The organism is Cellulomonas sp. McL0606 (assembly GCF_058248365.1).
The window spans coordinates 2,610,764-2,623,577 of record NZ_CM177779.1; the positions used below are offsets into that span (position 1 = coordinate 2,610,764).

The 12,814-nt window shown below is 71.2% G+C and carries 18 protein-coding genes and 1 pseudogene; 9 read left to right on the forward strand and 10 right to left on the reverse strand.

Features of this window, described 5'->3' with window-relative positions:
- Positions 1-132 precede the first annotated feature (132 nt).
- The 3 genes from AC38ZX_RS13405 to AC38ZX_RS13415 are packed head-to-tail and all read right to left on the reverse strand — an operon-like array spanning position 133 to position 3,914.
- A complete protein-coding gene (locus AC38ZX_RS13405) occupies positions 133-1,431 on the reverse strand; it encodes a sugar ABC transporter ATP-binding protein (RefSeq protein ID WP_491294799.1) in 1,299 nt (432 codons plus the stop codon).
- A 48-nt stretch (positions 1,432-1,479) separates the two neighbouring features.
- Positions 1,480-2,562 (reverse strand): sugar ABC transporter substrate-binding protein, encoded by a 1,083-nt coding sequence (locus AC38ZX_RS13410; protein WP_491294801.1) that lies wholly within the window; start codon positions 2,560-2,562, stop codon positions 1,480-1,482.
- A 26-nt stretch (positions 2,563-2,588) separates the two neighbouring features.
- Positions 2,589-3,914 carry an enolase C-terminal domain-like protein gene (locus tag AC38ZX_RS13415; RefSeq protein WP_491297423.1) on the reverse strand — a complete coding sequence of 442 codons (1,326 nt, stop codon included), beginning with the start codon at positions 3,912-3,914 and terminating at the stop codon, positions 2,589-2,591.
- Positions 3,915-4,268: 354 nt separating this feature from the next.
- Here AC38ZX_RS13415 and AC38ZX_RS13420 point away from each other — a divergent pair, with 354 nt between their 5' ends.
- A complete protein-coding gene (locus AC38ZX_RS13420; protein ID WP_491297425.1) occupies positions 4,269-4,463 on the forward strand; it encodes a hypothetical protein in 195 nt (64 codons plus the stop codon).
- A complete protein-coding gene (locus AC38ZX_RS13425; protein WP_491297427.1) occupies positions 4,376-4,903 on the forward strand; it encodes a FadR/GntR family transcriptional regulator in 528 nt (175 codons plus the stop codon). Before AC38ZX_RS13420 ends, AC38ZX_RS13425 begins: the two co-directional genes overlap by 88 nt.
- Before the next feature lie 64 nt (positions 4,904-4,967).
- Here the strand turns inward: AC38ZX_RS13425 and AC38ZX_RS13430 are convergent, their stop codons facing one another.
- Genes AC38ZX_RS13430 through AC38ZX_RS13440 form a run of 3 tightly spaced genes read right to left on the reverse strand, consistent with a single transcriptional unit; the run spans position 4,968 to position 6,167 of the window.
- Positions 4,968-5,123: a hypothetical protein gene (locus AC38ZX_RS13430; RefSeq protein ID WP_491294803.1), complete on the reverse strand. Its 156-nt coding sequence runs from the start codon at positions 5,121-5,123 to the stop codon at positions 4,968-4,970.
- The gene (locus tag AC38ZX_RS13435) at positions 5,111-5,944 is read right to left on the reverse strand and encodes an aldo/keto reductase (RefSeq protein ID WP_491294806.1); all 834 of its coding nucleotides are present in this window, start codon (positions 5,942-5,944) and stop codon (positions 5,111-5,113) included. The genes AC38ZX_RS13430 and AC38ZX_RS13435 overlap by 13 nt, the downstream gene beginning before the upstream one ends.
- Positions 5,945-5,957: 13 nt before the next feature.
- Positions 5,958-6,167 (reverse strand): hypothetical protein, encoded by a 210-nt coding sequence (locus tag AC38ZX_RS13440; protein ID WP_426592423.1) that lies wholly within the window; start codon positions 6,165-6,167, stop codon positions 5,958-5,960.
- Between the two features lie 154 nt (positions 6,168-6,321).
- Between AC38ZX_RS13440 and AC38ZX_RS13445 the strand changes: the two genes are divergently transcribed.
- From AC38ZX_RS13445 to AC38ZX_RS13465, 5 genes and pseudogenes are all read left to right on the forward strand, one after another.
- Positions 6,322-6,774, forward strand: a complete 453-nt coding sequence (locus AC38ZX_RS13445) for a hypothetical protein (protein ID WP_491294808.1) — start codon at positions 6,322-6,324, stop codon at positions 6,772-6,774.
- Positions 6,771-8,000, forward strand: coding sequence for an NRAMP family divalent metal transporter (locus AC38ZX_RS13450; protein WP_426592425.1), 1,230 nt, complete (start codon positions 6,771-6,773; stop codon positions 7,998-8,000). Before AC38ZX_RS13445 ends, AC38ZX_RS13450 begins: the two co-directional genes overlap by 4 nt.
- Positions 7,997-8,392 carry a hypothetical protein gene (locus tag AC38ZX_RS13455; protein WP_426592426.1) on the forward strand — a complete coding sequence of 132 codons (396 nt, stop codon included), beginning with the start codon at positions 7,997-7,999 and terminating at the stop codon, positions 8,390-8,392. Before AC38ZX_RS13450 ends, AC38ZX_RS13455 begins: the two co-directional genes overlap by 4 nt.
- The gene (locus AC38ZX_RS13460) at positions 8,379-8,714 is read left to right on the forward strand and encodes a PRC-barrel domain-containing protein (protein WP_491294812.1); all 336 of its coding nucleotides are present in this window, start codon (positions 8,379-8,381) and stop codon (positions 8,712-8,714) included. Before AC38ZX_RS13455 ends, AC38ZX_RS13460 begins: the two co-directional genes overlap by 14 nt.
- Positions 8,711-9,440 (forward strand): annotated as a pseudogene (locus AC38ZX_RS13465) (DUF72 domain-containing protein). Before AC38ZX_RS13460 ends, AC38ZX_RS13465 begins: the two are co-directional and overlap by 4 nt.
- A 20-nt stretch (positions 9,441-9,460) precedes the next feature.
- Here AC38ZX_RS13465 and AC38ZX_RS13470 read toward each other — a convergent pair.
- The 4 genes from AC38ZX_RS13470 to AC38ZX_RS13485 form a co-directional block, all read right to left on the reverse strand.
- On the reverse strand, positions 9,461-9,997 hold the full coding sequence (locus AC38ZX_RS13470; protein WP_491294814.1) for a pyridoxamine 5'-phosphate oxidase family protein: 537 nt from the start codon (positions 9,995-9,997) through the stop codon (positions 9,461-9,463).
- Positions 9,998-10,086: 89 nt separating this feature from the next.
- Entirely contained in the window at positions 10,087-10,656 is a 570-nt protein-coding gene (locus AC38ZX_RS13475) for a formate/nitrite transporter family protein (RefSeq protein ID WP_491294816.1), read from the reverse strand.
- A complete protein-coding gene (locus AC38ZX_RS13480) occupies positions 10,656-10,919 on the reverse strand; it encodes a formate/nitrite transporter family protein (protein ID WP_491294818.1) in 264 nt (87 codons plus the stop codon). Before AC38ZX_RS13480 ends, AC38ZX_RS13475 begins: the two co-directional genes overlap by 1 nt.
- 65 nt (positions 10,920-10,984) lie before the next feature.
- Positions 10,985-12,016 (reverse strand): aldo/keto reductase, encoded by a 1,032-nt coding sequence (locus tag AC38ZX_RS13485; protein ID WP_491294821.1) that lies wholly within the window; start codon positions 12,014-12,016, stop codon positions 10,985-10,987.
- Between the two features lie 137 nt (positions 12,017-12,153).
- Between AC38ZX_RS13485 and AC38ZX_RS13490 the strand changes: the two genes are divergently transcribed.
- Both AC38ZX_RS13490 and AC38ZX_RS13495 read left to right on the forward strand, forming a co-directional pair.
- Positions 12,154-12,456, forward strand: coding sequence for a hypothetical protein (locus tag AC38ZX_RS13490; protein ID WP_491294823.1), 303 nt, complete (start codon positions 12,154-12,156; stop codon positions 12,454-12,456).
- A 75-nt stretch (positions 12,457-12,531) separates the two neighbouring features.
- On the forward strand, positions 12,532-12,810 hold the full coding sequence (locus tag AC38ZX_RS13495) for a hypothetical protein (RefSeq protein WP_426592433.1): 279 nt from the start codon (positions 12,532-12,534) through the stop codon (positions 12,808-12,810).
- Positions 12,811-12,814: the final 4 nt, after the last annotated feature.

Here is a 12,814-nt window from a genome sequence, read left to right on the forward strand (position 1 = left end):
CGCGATGGCAGTACCGCAGGTCGTCCAGGTCGTCAGAGACGACCATGACCCCGGCCCCGCCCCGCGCCGCGCCGGTGGCGGCGTCCATGAGCGACTCCTTCGAGCGCACGTCGACACCCGCCGTGGGCGCCATCAGCACCAGCAGCCTCGGGTCGTTCGCCAGTGCCCGTCCGGCGACGACCTTCTGCTGGTTCCCGCCGGACAGGTCGCCCGCCGGCTGCTTCGGCCGGGCCGGACCACGTCGAGCCGCCGGATCAGCTCGCCTGCCATCCGGTCGCGAGCCTTCGGGTTGACCAACCCGAACCGCCCCAGCCGCGAGGAGACGCTCATCGTGAGGTTCTCCGCGATGGACAGACCCTCGACGAATCCCTCCGCATGGCGGTCCTGCGGGACGAACCCGACACCCGCCGCCAGGGAGGCCGGCACGCTGCCGAGCCGCTGCTGCGTGCCCGCCACCCGCACGGTCCCCGCCGTCGGACGCCGTAGCCCCACGATCGACTCGGCCACGGCGAACTTCCCGGAGCCGCCCCCGCCGGCCAGGCCCAGGATCTCGCCCGGGCGCACGTCGAACGACACCCGGGGGACGCCGGCCGCGGACAGCCCGTCGACCTCGAGCACGGGCGGGGTGTCCCGCGGCACGGGCGGCGGCCGCGTGTCGACCACCTCGGTCGCCTTCTCCCCCGTCATCGCCTCCACGAGCCGCGACCTCGAGACCTCGGCGATGGGCGCGGACAGGATGTGCCGGGCGTCGCGGAACACGGTCACCGTGTCGCACAGCTCGAAGATCTCCTGGAGGTGGTGGCTGATGAACAGGAACGTCACGCCCTGCTCCTGCAGGCGACGGATGCGAGCGAACAGGCGCTCGACCCCGCCGGCGTCCAGCCGTGCCGTCGGTTCGTCGAGGATGACGAACCGCGCGCCGAGCGAGAGCGCCCGCGCGATCTCGACGAGCTGTCGCTGCTCGACCGTGAGTGTCCGGGCGAACGCCCTCGGGTCCACGTCGATCTCCCACTCGGCGAGCAGGTCGGCCGAGCGTTCGCGCAGCTCGCGCCAGCGCACCGGGTGCCCGGCGGCGGACTGGCGACCGAGGAAGAGGTTCTCGGCGACCGTCAGGTCGTCGATCACCGTGAGCTTCTGGTAGACGCAGGCCACCATGGCCTGCCATGCGTGCCGGTCCGCGAGCGGCGGCGCCGGCTCGGCGCCGAAGGTGACCGTGCCCTCGTCGGGCCCCTGCAGGCCCGTGAGGATCGACACGAGGGTCGACTTCCCGGCCCCGTTGCGCCCGACCAGCGCGTGGACCTCTCCCGCGCGGACCAGGAGGTCCACCCCGCGCAGGGCCTGGGTCGCCCCGAAGCGCTTGCTGACTGCGGTGACCCGGGCGACGGGCGGCTCGAGGCCGCCCGTCGCCGTCGCCACTGACTGCGTCGTCATGTGGTCATGTCCCTCGTCCTTGCTGAGTAGATCGGGTCGTGGCCGTGCCTAGCTGACGTTGTTGCCCCACAGGGTCGGGTCGTCCACAGCGACCGACTCCGGGAACTTGCCGTCGACGGTCACGAGGGGCGCGGGGATCTGGTCCTCGAGGATCTCGGGGCTGACCTGGACGATCTTGCCGCCGTGGCCGTCGTCGCCCGGCGTGTACTTCTTGCCGTCGATCGCGTCCTTGACGTACTGCAGGCCGTACTGGGCGTACAGGTCGGCGGGCTGGGACACCGTGGCGTCCATGGTGCCGTCCTTGATCGCCTGGAACTCGGCCGGCACGCCGTCGTTCGACACGATGACGATGTGGCCGTCCTCGCCGCGCTTCTTGAGCAGGCCCTTCTGCTGCAGCGCCTGCAGCGTGGAGGGCAGGTAGATCGACGCCTGCATGTAGATCGCGTTGATCGTGTTGCCCGCCAGCACGGTGTTGAGCTGAGACACCGCCGTCGGCGGGTCCCACTTGGTCGGCTCGCCGAACACCTTGATGTTCGGGTAGTCCGACTTCATGCAGTCGTTGAACGCCTCGGTGCGGTCGCGGCCGTTGATCGAGGCCAGGTCGCCCTCGAACATCGCCACGTTGCCCTTGCCGCCGAGAGTGTCGCCGATGTACTTGCAGGCCTTGGTGCCGTAGGCGCGGTTGTCCGCACGCACGACCATGTAGACCTTCCCGCTGTCGGGCCGCGTGTCGATCGACACGACGGGGATGTTCTTCGACGCGAGCTGCTGCAGCGTCGGGATGATCGCGGCGGTGTCCTGGGGCGCCATGACGACGCCCTTGACGCCCTGTGCGACCAGCGTCTGCACGTTGTCGGCCAGCTTGCTGATGTCGTTCTGCGAGTTGGTCGTCTTGAGGTCGACGCCGACCGTGTCGGCCTTCTCCGGGACGTAATTGATGTACGCGTTCCAGAAGTCGGAGTCGGAGCGGGGGTAGTCGACGCCGACGAGCGGGCGGCTCCCCCCGCCGGTGGCGCCGCCGCTGCTGCCGCTGGTGCCGTCGTTGCCGGGAGTTGAGCTGCTGCTGCACGCAGCCAGAAGGCCGACCGCGGCCAGGGCCGCGGTGGCGCTCATTGCCAACTTGAGTCGCACGATCTCTCCTTTGAGACGGGGCACGCTCAGCGGCCCTGGGGGTGGGGGTGAGTCGACTGGGGGTCTGACCACACGACGCCGTCGGGATAGCGGTAGTCGATCAGCGTGGTGGGGAGGAGCTCGGCGCCGGAGCCCGGGAGCGTCGGCGCCAGATAGCGGCCGCCCTGCACGCGCGCAGGGACGACGAAGTGCTCGTGCAGGTGGTCGACGAACTCGATCCAGCGGTTCTGCGTGCTCCCGCTGACGGCCACCAGGTCGAACATCGCGAGGTGCTGCACGACCTCGCACAGCCCGACACCACCCGCGTGCGGGCAGACCGGGACTCCGTACTTCGCCGCCAGGACGAGGATGGCGACGTTCTCGTTGACGCCGGCCACGCGGCAGGCGTCGATCTGGCAGACGTCGATGGCCCCCGCGGCGAGGAGCTGCTTGAACACGACACGGTTGGCGACGTGCTCACCGGTCGCCACCCGCACCGGCGCCACCGCCTGGGCGATGGCCCGGTGGCCGGCGACATCGTCCGGGCTGGTGGGCTCCTCCACCCAGTACAGGCCGTACGGCGCGAGCCGGCCGATCGTGTCGATCGCCTCGCCGACGTCCCAGGCCTGGTTCGCGTCGATCGAGAGGAGGACGTCGGGGCCGACGAGCGAGCGCACCATCTCGAGCCGCCGCTCGTCGTCGTCGGCGTCCGCGCCGACCTTGAGCTTGAGGTGCGTGAAGCCGTCGGCGAGCGCCTCCTTGACCAGCAGCTCGACCTTGGCGTCCGAGTAGCCCAGCCAACCGGCCGACGTGGTGTACGCGGGGTACCCGTCGGCCAGCAACGCCGCGACGCGCGCGTCCTTGCCTGCCGCGCCGCGCGTCAGGATCTCCAGCGCCTCGGCCGGTGTCAGCGCGTCGGAGAGGTGCCGGAAGTCGATCAGCGCGACGAGCTGCTCGGGGTGCGCGCCGAGGAGTTGCCACAGCGGCTTGCCCTCACGCTTCGCGTACAGGTCCCAGACCGCGTTCACGACCGCGCCGATCGCCATGTGCACGACGCCCTTCTCGGGCCCGAGCCAACGCAGCTGCGAGTCGTGCACGATCAGACGCCAGAACGCGCCCATGTCGGCCAAGGTCTCCTCGACGTCGAGGCCCACCACGAGCCGCTCGACCGCGCGGATCGCCGAGGCGGCGACCTCGTTCCCGCGGCCGATGGTGAACACGAACCCTGCACCGCTCTCGCCGGCCGAGGTGCGCACGACGACGTACGCAGCGGAGTAGTCCGGGTCCGGGTTCATCGCGTCGGAACCGTCGTGCTCGCGGGAGGTGGGGAACCGCACGTCCACGACGTCGAACGGCTCGAAAACTGCCGTCACGTCGGGTCTCCAGACTGCCGAGCATTCACTGGGCACCCTCTCTCGGGTCGTCACTGATCCGATGTATCGATCGATCGAAGGCCGCACAGCACTGTCGGGACCCTGTCCAACTAGGAGCTCGGCGGCCAAACCTCCGATGTCTGCGCCCAGTCTGTAGTTGTGGCTCGGCATTGTAAAGAGGCAGGTAGGCAACGAATTCGTCACGATCGATCGCGGCGCGGGCGTTTGAGTTGCCGGGAGATCTGGGCCAGACTCGGGCTGCCGGGCCGGATCGACACACGCGGCCCGAGTCATCAGACGTCTGAGGGGTGCGCCGTGGCAGTCACCGACGTGGCGATCGAGAAGCTGAAGTCGATGATCGCGTCAGGCGAGCTCCAACCCGGTCAGCGACTGCCTCGCGAGGCCGACCTCGCGGCCGACCTGGGGCTGTCCGCAGCTCGCTCCGGGAGGCCGTGCGGGCGCTGTCCGTCCTCCGGATCCTCGACGTGCGGCAGGGCGACGGCACCTACGTGTCGAGCCTGTCGGCCGAGTCTCTCGTGGACACGCTGACCTTCATCGCGGACTTCCACCGGGACACCACGGTCCTCGAGCTGCTCGAGGTCCGCCGCATCCTCGAGCCCGCGGCGAGCGCCAAGGCGGCGCGCCTCGCGGACGCTGACGACATCGAGGGTCTGCGCGAGATCCTGGGTCGGACGACCGTCGACTCCACCGTCGAGGACCTCGTCAGCGCGGACATCGAGTTCCACCGCGCGATCGCCCGTGCGGCCCGGAACTCCGTGCTCGCCTCGCTCATCGACTCGATGTCGAGCCGGACGCTGCGCGCACGGCTGTGGCGCGGCATGACGGAGGAAGGCGCCCTCGCCCGCACGCTTGCGGAGCACCGAGCGATCTTCGAGGCGATCAGCGCCCACGACCCCGGCCTCGCCGACGCCCAGGCCACCGTGCACATCGCCGGCGTGGAGTCGTGGTTGCGCACCATGCTCGAGTGAGCGCGCCCCGCCGTCAGTCCGGACGCCGAGCCGGGATGCTCCGTGCCGAGGTGAAGGCGCTCGATCAGTCGGTGTGTCCCGGAGCGCGGTAGAAGTTCCGCTCCCAGCGGTGCGCCTGGATCACGGCACGACGCTCCTCGGTCAACCGTCGCCCATCGCTCGTCGCGGCGTTCCGCTCGACGTTGCGGATGCTGCGCATGCCCGCGATCACCGTCGCCACGGCGGGATCGTCCAGGACGTACCGCAGCGCGACGTCAGGCAGCTCGTCGGTCGCGATGCCGAGCCCGCGGTCAGCGCCGACACGTGCTGCTCGACCTGCGCGCTCCGGTCGCCGCCGAAGTACCCGTTCCGGAAGTCACCGTCGGGGAACGTCGAGCCGGCCGTGATCCGCCCGGTGAGCCCGCCCTCGTCGAGGGCCACGCGCACGATGACGCCGACGCCGTTCTCGGCGCACGCCGGCAGGAGCTGCTCGGCCGGCTGCTGGTGGAAGGCGTTGTAGATCACCTGCACCGTGTCGACGGTCCCGCTGCGCACGAGCTGCAGGGCGTTCTCCGGCTGGTAGTCGTTGATCGAGACGCCGAAGAAGCGGATCTTGCCCTCCTGGCGCAGGTCCGCGATGGTCTCGAGCCAGTCGCCGTGGCCGACCCACTCGTCGCTCCACACATGGAACTGCAGCAGGTCGAACGCCTCGAGCCCCGACGCCGCCAGGCTCGTCTCGAGGCTCGCTCGGATGTGGGCGCCGGGGAACGCCTCCTCGGGGTGCACGCCCGCGGACGCCGGCCAGACACCGTTCTTGGGTGGCACCTTCGTCGCGACGTGCACACCTGGGTGGTCCCGCAGCACGCCGCCGACGATCCGCTCGCTGTCGCCGTAGCCGCGGGCGGTGTCGATGAAGTTCACGCCCAGCTCGATGGCGCGGTGCAGGGCGGCCACCGACTCGTCCTCCTGCGCGCCGATCCACATCGAGGCCCCGATCCCCCATGCGCCGTAGCCGATCTCGGAGACGGACATGCCCGTGCGGCCCAGCTGGCGGTACTCCATCAGTGCTCCTGACTCAACCGCGCCGTCCGGCGCGCAGCTTGGTGATCCCGCCGACGAGCAGCACCACTCCGACGATCGCGACCACCGCTCCGATCAGCGTCCACTGGGACTGCCCGTTCATCCCGCCGGTGGCCCCCAGCGCCCCGGACCCCTGCAGGACCCAGAGCACTCCGACGAGGATCAACAGCACCCCGCCGATGACACGTGCCCAGACCATCGTCATCCGTCTCCTTAGTGACGAGCGCCGCAGTCTGACTGCAGCGCCGTACTCGAAGGTCTACCGCACATCGACGTCGGCCGGGGCCGTGGCTCGCGGACGTCACACTCCGATCCCCCTCGACGTGCGCGGCGATCGACGGCGCGTCACGATGCGTCCCATGCTCGCCGCACGGGCCGCTCTCGCCCTGGTCGCCCTCGCGCTGGCCGCCGGTTGTGCGGTCGGCTCGTCGTCGACGGAGTCGGACGACGCGCGCGCGCTGGCCGACCCCGTCCAGCAGGCGTCGTCGGCCGTGGCGACCGCGCAGATCGCCGTGGACCAGCTTGCGGCGGATCGCCTCACTCCCTCCGTGGCGGACACCGCCCTCCTCGACCAGGTCGCGGTCCTCGACGACGCCGCCTTCGCCGTGGTCACGCTGGTGCCGACGGACCGCACGACCGCGGCATGGCAGCAGGACGCGCTCGCGGCCGTACGCGAGGCGCAGGGCTCGGTCGTGGCCGCTCGAGGGTGGGCGAACGGCGCGGGCACCGGTTCGGACTCCGTCGACAAGGCCCTGGACGCGAGCGCAGACCGGCTGGACCGGCTGACGGACCAGCTGGACGGTGCGTCGTGAAGAAGGTCCTCGGCCTGGCTCTGGGCATCCTCACCGCGATCGGCGGCTTCCTGGACATCGGGGACCTGGTCACCAACGCGGTCGTCGGCTCGCGGTTCGGGCTGTCCCTGGCGTGGGTCGTCGTGGTGGGCGTGGTCGGGATCTGCGTCTTCGCGCAGATGTCGGGCAAGGTCGCCGCGGTCAGCGGTCGCGCGACGTTCGAGATCATCCGCGAGCGCCTCGGGCCGCGGGCCGCGGGCGCGAACCTCGGGGCGTCGTTCCTGATCAACCTGCTGACCTTGACGGCGGAGGTGGGCGGTATCGCGCTGGCGCTGCAGCTGGCCAGCAGCGTCGAACCGCGCCTGTGGATCCCCGTCGCCGGGCTCGCGGTCTGGCTGGTGATCTGGCGGACCAGGTTCTCGATCATGGAGAACGTCACGGGCCTCGTCGGGCTGACCCTCATCGTGTTCGCGGTGGCGGTGTTCCTGCTCGGGCCCGACTGGAGCGCGCTCGCCGACCAGGCGTTCCACCCGCGCGTCAGCGCGCAGGAGGGCCCGGCCTCGTACTGGTACTACGCGATCGCCCTGTTCGGCGCCGCGATGACCCCGTACGAGGTGTTCTTCTTCTCCTCGGGGGCCGTCGAGGAGAAGTGGACCGTCAAGGACCTGTCCCAGTCCCGGATGAACGTGCTCGTCGGCTTCCCGCTGGGCGGCGTCCTGTCGGTCGCCATCGCCGCCTGCGCGGCCATCGTCTTCCTGCCCCAGGGCATCCAGGTCTCCTCCCTGTCCCAGATCGTCCTGCCGGTCGCGATCGCGGGGGGCAAGCTGGCGTTGGCGGTGGTGCTGGTCGGCATCGTGGCCGCCACCTTCGGCGCCGCCCTGGAGACGTCGCTGTCCAGCGGGTACACGCTCGCGCAGTTCCTCGGCTGGTCGTGGGGCAAGTTCCGCCGCCCCGTGCACGCGGCCCGGTTCCACCTGACGATGATCATCTGCATCGTCATCGCCGTCGGCGTCCTGATGACCAGCGTGAACCCGGTGGCGGTGACGGAGTTCTCCGTGGTGTTCTCGGCGGTGGCGCTGCCCTTGACGTACCTGCCGATCCTCGTCGTCGCCAACGACCCCGAGTACATGGGCAAGCACGTGAACGGGCGCCTGACCAACGGGCTGGCGCTGGTCTACCTGGTGATCATCGTGGTGGCGTCCGTCGCCGCGATCCCCCTGATGATCGTGACGGGAGCGGGTTCATGACCGAGCTGCCCGAGGCTCCGCGCCCCAGCGGGTTGGTGCTCGATGCACGCCTGCACCTGCTCGACCGGCAGGTCCTCGACGTCGACGGGACCCCCGTGTGCACGGTGGACGATCTCGAGGTGCACGGCCTGGACGGGGCCGACCTGCCCGACGGGACGCAGGCCGCGGTGATCACCTCGCTGCTCAGCGGAGCCGTGCTGGCGACGCGGATGTTCGGCGGCCGGCCCCCGTCGTCGCGCTGGCACCGCATCCGCTGGACCCACGTCACCGACGTCGGCACCACGGTCCGGCTGGGCGTCCGGGGCGCGGAGCTGGACGTCACCTGGACCGAGCGCTGGGTCCGCGACCACATCATCCGACGCATCCCGGGAGGCAGCCATGATCCTGGGTGACCTCCTCGACGCACCCGTGACCGGAACGTCCGGGGACCGCCTCGGCTACGTCGTCGACGTCCGGTTCGTCCTGGACGGACCGCTGGACGGGCTCCTGGCCGCACCGCGCCTGCACGGGCTCCTGGTCAGCCCACGGACCGGCACCTCGTTCCTCGGGTACGAACGCACCCGCGTCCGCGCGCCCGCCGTGCTCGCGCGCTACTACGCCTGGCGCCACCGGGGCACGTTCCTGGTGCCCTGGGAGGACGTCGCCTCCGTCGCCCCGGGCGCGGTGAGGCTCGTCGACGGCTTCCGCCGGTTCTCCCCGGCGCTGCCGGGGTGAGCATCCGGATCGGGACCTCCGGGTGGTCGTACGACCACTGGGCGGGTGTGCTCTACCGACCGGGCCTGCCGCCCGGCGACCGGCTCGCGCGGTACGTCGAGGAGTTCGACACCGTCGAGCTCAACGCCCAGCTTCTACCGGTGGCCGCGCGACTCGACGTTCGCGAGCTGGCGCCGTCGGCTCCCGCCGGGCTTCGGGCTCTCCGTGAAGGCGCCTCGCGGGCTCACCCACGCCAAGCGGCTGTACGCGCCCGAGACCTGGTCGCAGCGGATCGCCCGGTCCTGGCACGAGCTCGGAGATCGTCGCGAGGTGCTGCTCGTGCAGCTCCGCCCCGACCAGGAGCGTGACGACGCACGCCTCGACTGGTTCCTGGGCACGTTGCCCGACTGGGTCCGGGTCGCCGTGGAGCTGCGCCACCCGTCCTGGCAGGACGACGCGGTGTTCGCGCTGCTCGAACGGCACGGCGCGGCCGCCTGCGTGATGAGCGGCGCTCGGCTCCCGTGCGTCCTGCGCGCCACCGCGCCGTTCGTGTACGTGCGCCTGCACGGGCCCGACCACGACCACCTGTACGGCGGCTCGTACTCGGACGCCGACCTGCACTGGTGGGCCGACCGGATGCGCGAGTGGGTGGCCGACGGCCGCGACGTCCTGGCCTACTTCAACAACGACGGCGACGGCTTCGCCGTGCACAACGCCCGCACCCTGCGCGCGATCCTCGGTACCTAGGACCGACCTCCCGACGGTCGTCAGAAGCGGTAGGCCGTCTGGCCGTGCTCGTCGCCGAAGACGAGCACCTTGGCCGGCGCGACCCGGTAGACCAGCGCGCCGCCGCCCGTCGACCCACCCGAGCTGCTCGGCTCGACGAACCGCTCGCCCCTGACCTCGAACCGCCAGTCGTCGCCGTACTTGGCGAACCACGCGGCGGCCAGCACCTCGAGGTCGTCGCGTTCGGTGACCCGGACCGCGCGACCCTCGACCACGACGTCCTTGCCGTTCGCCCAGCCGCCCGCGCCGCCGCTGCCCGTGGTCACCGCGACCTGTGGGTTGCCGTCGAGGTTGCGCTGCTTCTGCTCGTCGGGCCCGGTGCAGAAGGCGAACGTCCCCGCCTGCCACACGCCCACGAGCGGCACCGCGTGCGGGCGGGCGTCGGCACGCACCGTGACGATCCAGTAGAGCTGCGCGTCGGCGAGGATGCGTTCGACGACCTCCCACGGTGGTGGCACCTGGGTCGCGTCGCCGTAGCGGGGATCGATGACCCCGCTGGTCACCGAGTCGTCGCTCACGCGCGGGCCGCCTCTGCGGGGTACCGCGAGGCGGGGTTCGGGCTCCGGCCCGAGGACGCCCCGGTGATGAGGGCCAGTGGTGGCATGTCCTACCTCCGTGTGCCTACAGCGTCCTCCGGCTCGGGCCGGGCAACAACTCGCGGAGGCGGAGCCGCCTGACCCGCGACGACCGCGTAGGCGGCGCCGACGACGAGCGCGCCCCCGACGAGGTTGCCCGCGCCGACGATTGCGAGGTTGCGCCCGAACGCGGCGAGGGTCGCGCCCGGGACGTGGCCCAGCAGGCCGAGCGTGAACGTCGTCATGTTGGCGACGACGTGCTCGAAGCCCGAGGTGATGAAGGCGAGCAGGCACCAGAAGATCACCACCAGCCGGGCGACCTCGCTGCGCAGTCGCGCCGCCGACCAGATGGCCAGGCACACGAGCATGTTGCAGAGCACGCCGCGCCAGAAGAGCTGACCGCCGGACTCGTGGCTCTTGGCCGCCAGGATGCCGGCGAGCATCGTCCCGGCGGGCGTGCCCGGAGCGAGCACCCCGGAGGCGTGCACGATGGCGCCGAAGACCACGGCTCCGACGAGGTTGCCGACGAACGAGAAGGCGAGCGTCGCGCCGGCGGCTCCCGACCCGATGGTCCGGCGGATCGCCCCTTGCGTGAGGGTCATCATGTTCGAGGTGGCGAGCCACCGCCGGCGGTGAGCACCAGAGTCAGCGCGACGCCGAACACGAGCCCCTGGACCAGCTTGGTCCACGGCGACCCGGCAAGCGCGAGTCCCCCGGCAGCCGTGAACATGAGCACCACCGCGACGCCGATGTAGGAGCCCGCGAGCACGGACTGCACGAGGTAGGCGAGCGGACGGCGGGTCATCTCCACCTTGGTCGCGGCGTACTCCGCCTGGTGGTCCATGGTCTGCTCGATCGTCAGCACAGCTGACCGTCCCATCCGGGCGGGGCCGGTCGGCAGGGCTGGAAGTCCCGGGCCTGCGCCCCTCGTCAACGACCGCCCGTGATCCGGCGGAAGCGCTGCGAGACGCCGGGCTCGCCGTAGGGGTAGTCGTCGACGACCGGGACGCTCGCGTCGGTGAGGCGGGCCGTCTCCTGCTCGGACAGGTCCAGGTCCGCGGCGCCGAGGTTGTCGATCAGCTGGTCCACGGTGCGGGCACCGAGGATCACGGACGTCACCGCGGGCCGTGCGCCGAGCCAGGCGAGCGCGACCTGCGACATCGGGACGCCGCGCCCGTCGGCCACCTCGCGCACGGCGTCGACCACCCGCCACGTCCGGTCCTGCGCGTTGCGGGCCTCCCACGCCTCCATGCCGCGCGCTGGGTCCTCACCCAGGCGTGTGGCGCCCACCGGAGCGACGTCGCGCGTGTACTTGCCGGAGAGCCAGCCGCCGCCGAGCGGCGACCAGGGCAGGAGACCGAGCCCAGCGTCGAGCGCGGCCGGCACGACCTCGTGCTCGATGTCGCGGACCAGCAGGTTGTACTGCGGCTGGAGCGTCACGGGAGCCGCCCAGCCGTGCGAGCGCGCGACGTGCACAGCCTTGGTGAGCTGCCAGCCCAGGAAGTTGGAGAAGCCGTACGACGAGATCTTGCCCGCGCCGACGGCGTCGTCGAGGAAGCGCAGCGTCTCCTCGACCGGCGTGAGGGCGTCCCAGGCGTGCAGCTGGTAGAGGTCGACGTGCTCGACGCCGAGCCGGCGCAGGGACGCGTCGAGCGCCCGGCTCAGGTGCCGACGCGAGAGTCCGAGGTCGTTGGGCCCCGCTCCCGTGGCGAACCGCCCCTTCGTCGCGACGACGAGCTGGCGGGCCTCGGTCGGGTGCGACGCCAGCCACCGGCCGATGATCTCCTCGGACGCTCCCGCGGAGTAGACGTCGGCCGTGTCGACGAACGTCCCCCCGTTCTCGACGAACGTCGTGAGGATGTCCCCCGACGCGGCCTCGTCGGCCTCCGACCCGAACGTCATGGTGCCGAGGCAGTGCGTGGAGACGGCCGTGCCGCTGTTCCCGAGGGTGGTGTAGCGCATCGTCCGAGCACATCACGGTGGCTCAGCGGCCGCCAGCGCGCCGGACGGCGACGTCGTTCCTAGGCTCGGTAGCACCACCGAGGAGGCACCATGGCGGCTACTCCGTCAACCCCGGCGCCGTCGCCCACATCCGGGCGATGATCGACGCCCACCAGTACGTGCTGGACAGCGACTGGGGCGACGCGCAACCCGACGCCGAGGCGCAGAACGCCTATCTCGAGAAGCACTCGTGGTCGGACTACGCCGCCTGGCACCTCGGCCTGACCGACGGCGCGACCGACGAGACCAAGGCCCGGTACGCGTTCGTCGCGGGCGACTTCCGCCGCGTGCACCGCACCGCGTTGATCGCCTGCGTGTTCCGGGCCGCGGAGTGGCGGCACAAGGACGTCGAGCTCGCGGCGCACGGCCTCCTGCAGCACCTGGATGAAGTCAGCGGCTGACCCTTCGCCTGACGCGCGGTCGGGCCGCGACCGACCTACGCTGCTGTTCTCCACAATTCATGGACGGGGAAGATCATGACGAGCAACGATGCTCCTGTTCCCGCGGTGCCGGACGACCTGACCGACGCCGACAAGATCCAGGCGGCCGGGCTCGACGACGTCGGACGCAGCCGGATCGACGACACGACCGAGGCCGACAAGATCCAGGCGGCCGGGCTGGACGACGTCGGACGCGTGCCGGCCGACCACGCGACCAACGCCGACCGGATCGAGTCGGCCGGGCTCGACGACACGGGACTCAACCCGGTCGACGACACGACCGAGGCCGAGAAGATCGACGCCGACGACCTCTGAGGCG

Coding starts and splice junctions, on each gene's coding strand:
- AC38ZX_RS13455 (WP_426592426.1), top strand. CDS start 7,997: ATGACCGAGCTGCCCGAGGCTCCGCGCCCCAGCGGGTTGGTGCTCGAT.
- AC38ZX_RS13440 (WP_426592423.1), bottom strand. CDS start 6,167: ATGACGATGGTCTGGGCACGTGTCATCGGCGGGGTGCTGTTGATCCTC.
- AC38ZX_RS13445 (WP_491294808.1), top strand. CDS start 6,322: ATGCTCGCCGCACGGGCCGCTCTCGCCCTGGTCGCCCTCGCGCTGGCC.
- AC38ZX_RS13490 (WP_491294823.1), top strand. CDS start 12,154: ATGATCGACGCCCACCAGTACGTGCTGGACAGCGACTGGGGCGACGCG.
- AC38ZX_RS13495 (WP_426592433.1), top strand. CDS start 12,532: ATGACGAGCAACGATGCTCCTGTTCCCGCGGTGCCGGACGACCTGACC.
- AC38ZX_RS13475 (WP_491294816.1), bottom strand. CDS start 10,656: ATGACCCTCACGCAAGGGGCGATCCGCCGGACCATCGGGTCGGGAGCC.
- AC38ZX_RS13405 (WP_491294799.1), bottom strand. CDS start 1,431: ATGACGACGCAGTCAGTGGCGACGGCGACGGGCGGCCTCGAGCCGCCC.
- AC38ZX_RS13460 (WP_491294812.1), top strand. CDS start 8,379: ATGATCCTGGGTGACCTCCTCGACGCACCCGTGACCGGAACGTCCGGG.
- AC38ZX_RS13420 (WP_491297425.1), top strand. CDS start 4,269: ATGATCGCGTCAGGCGAGCTCCAACCCGGTCAGCGACTGCCTCGCGAG.
- AC38ZX_RS13435 (WP_491294806.1), bottom strand. CDS start 5,944: ATGGAGTACCGCCAGCTGGGCCGCACGGGCATGTCCGTCTCCGAGATC.
- AC38ZX_RS13485 (WP_491294821.1), bottom strand. CDS start 12,016: ATGCGCTACACCACCCTCGGGAACAGCGGCACGGCCGTCTCCACGCAC.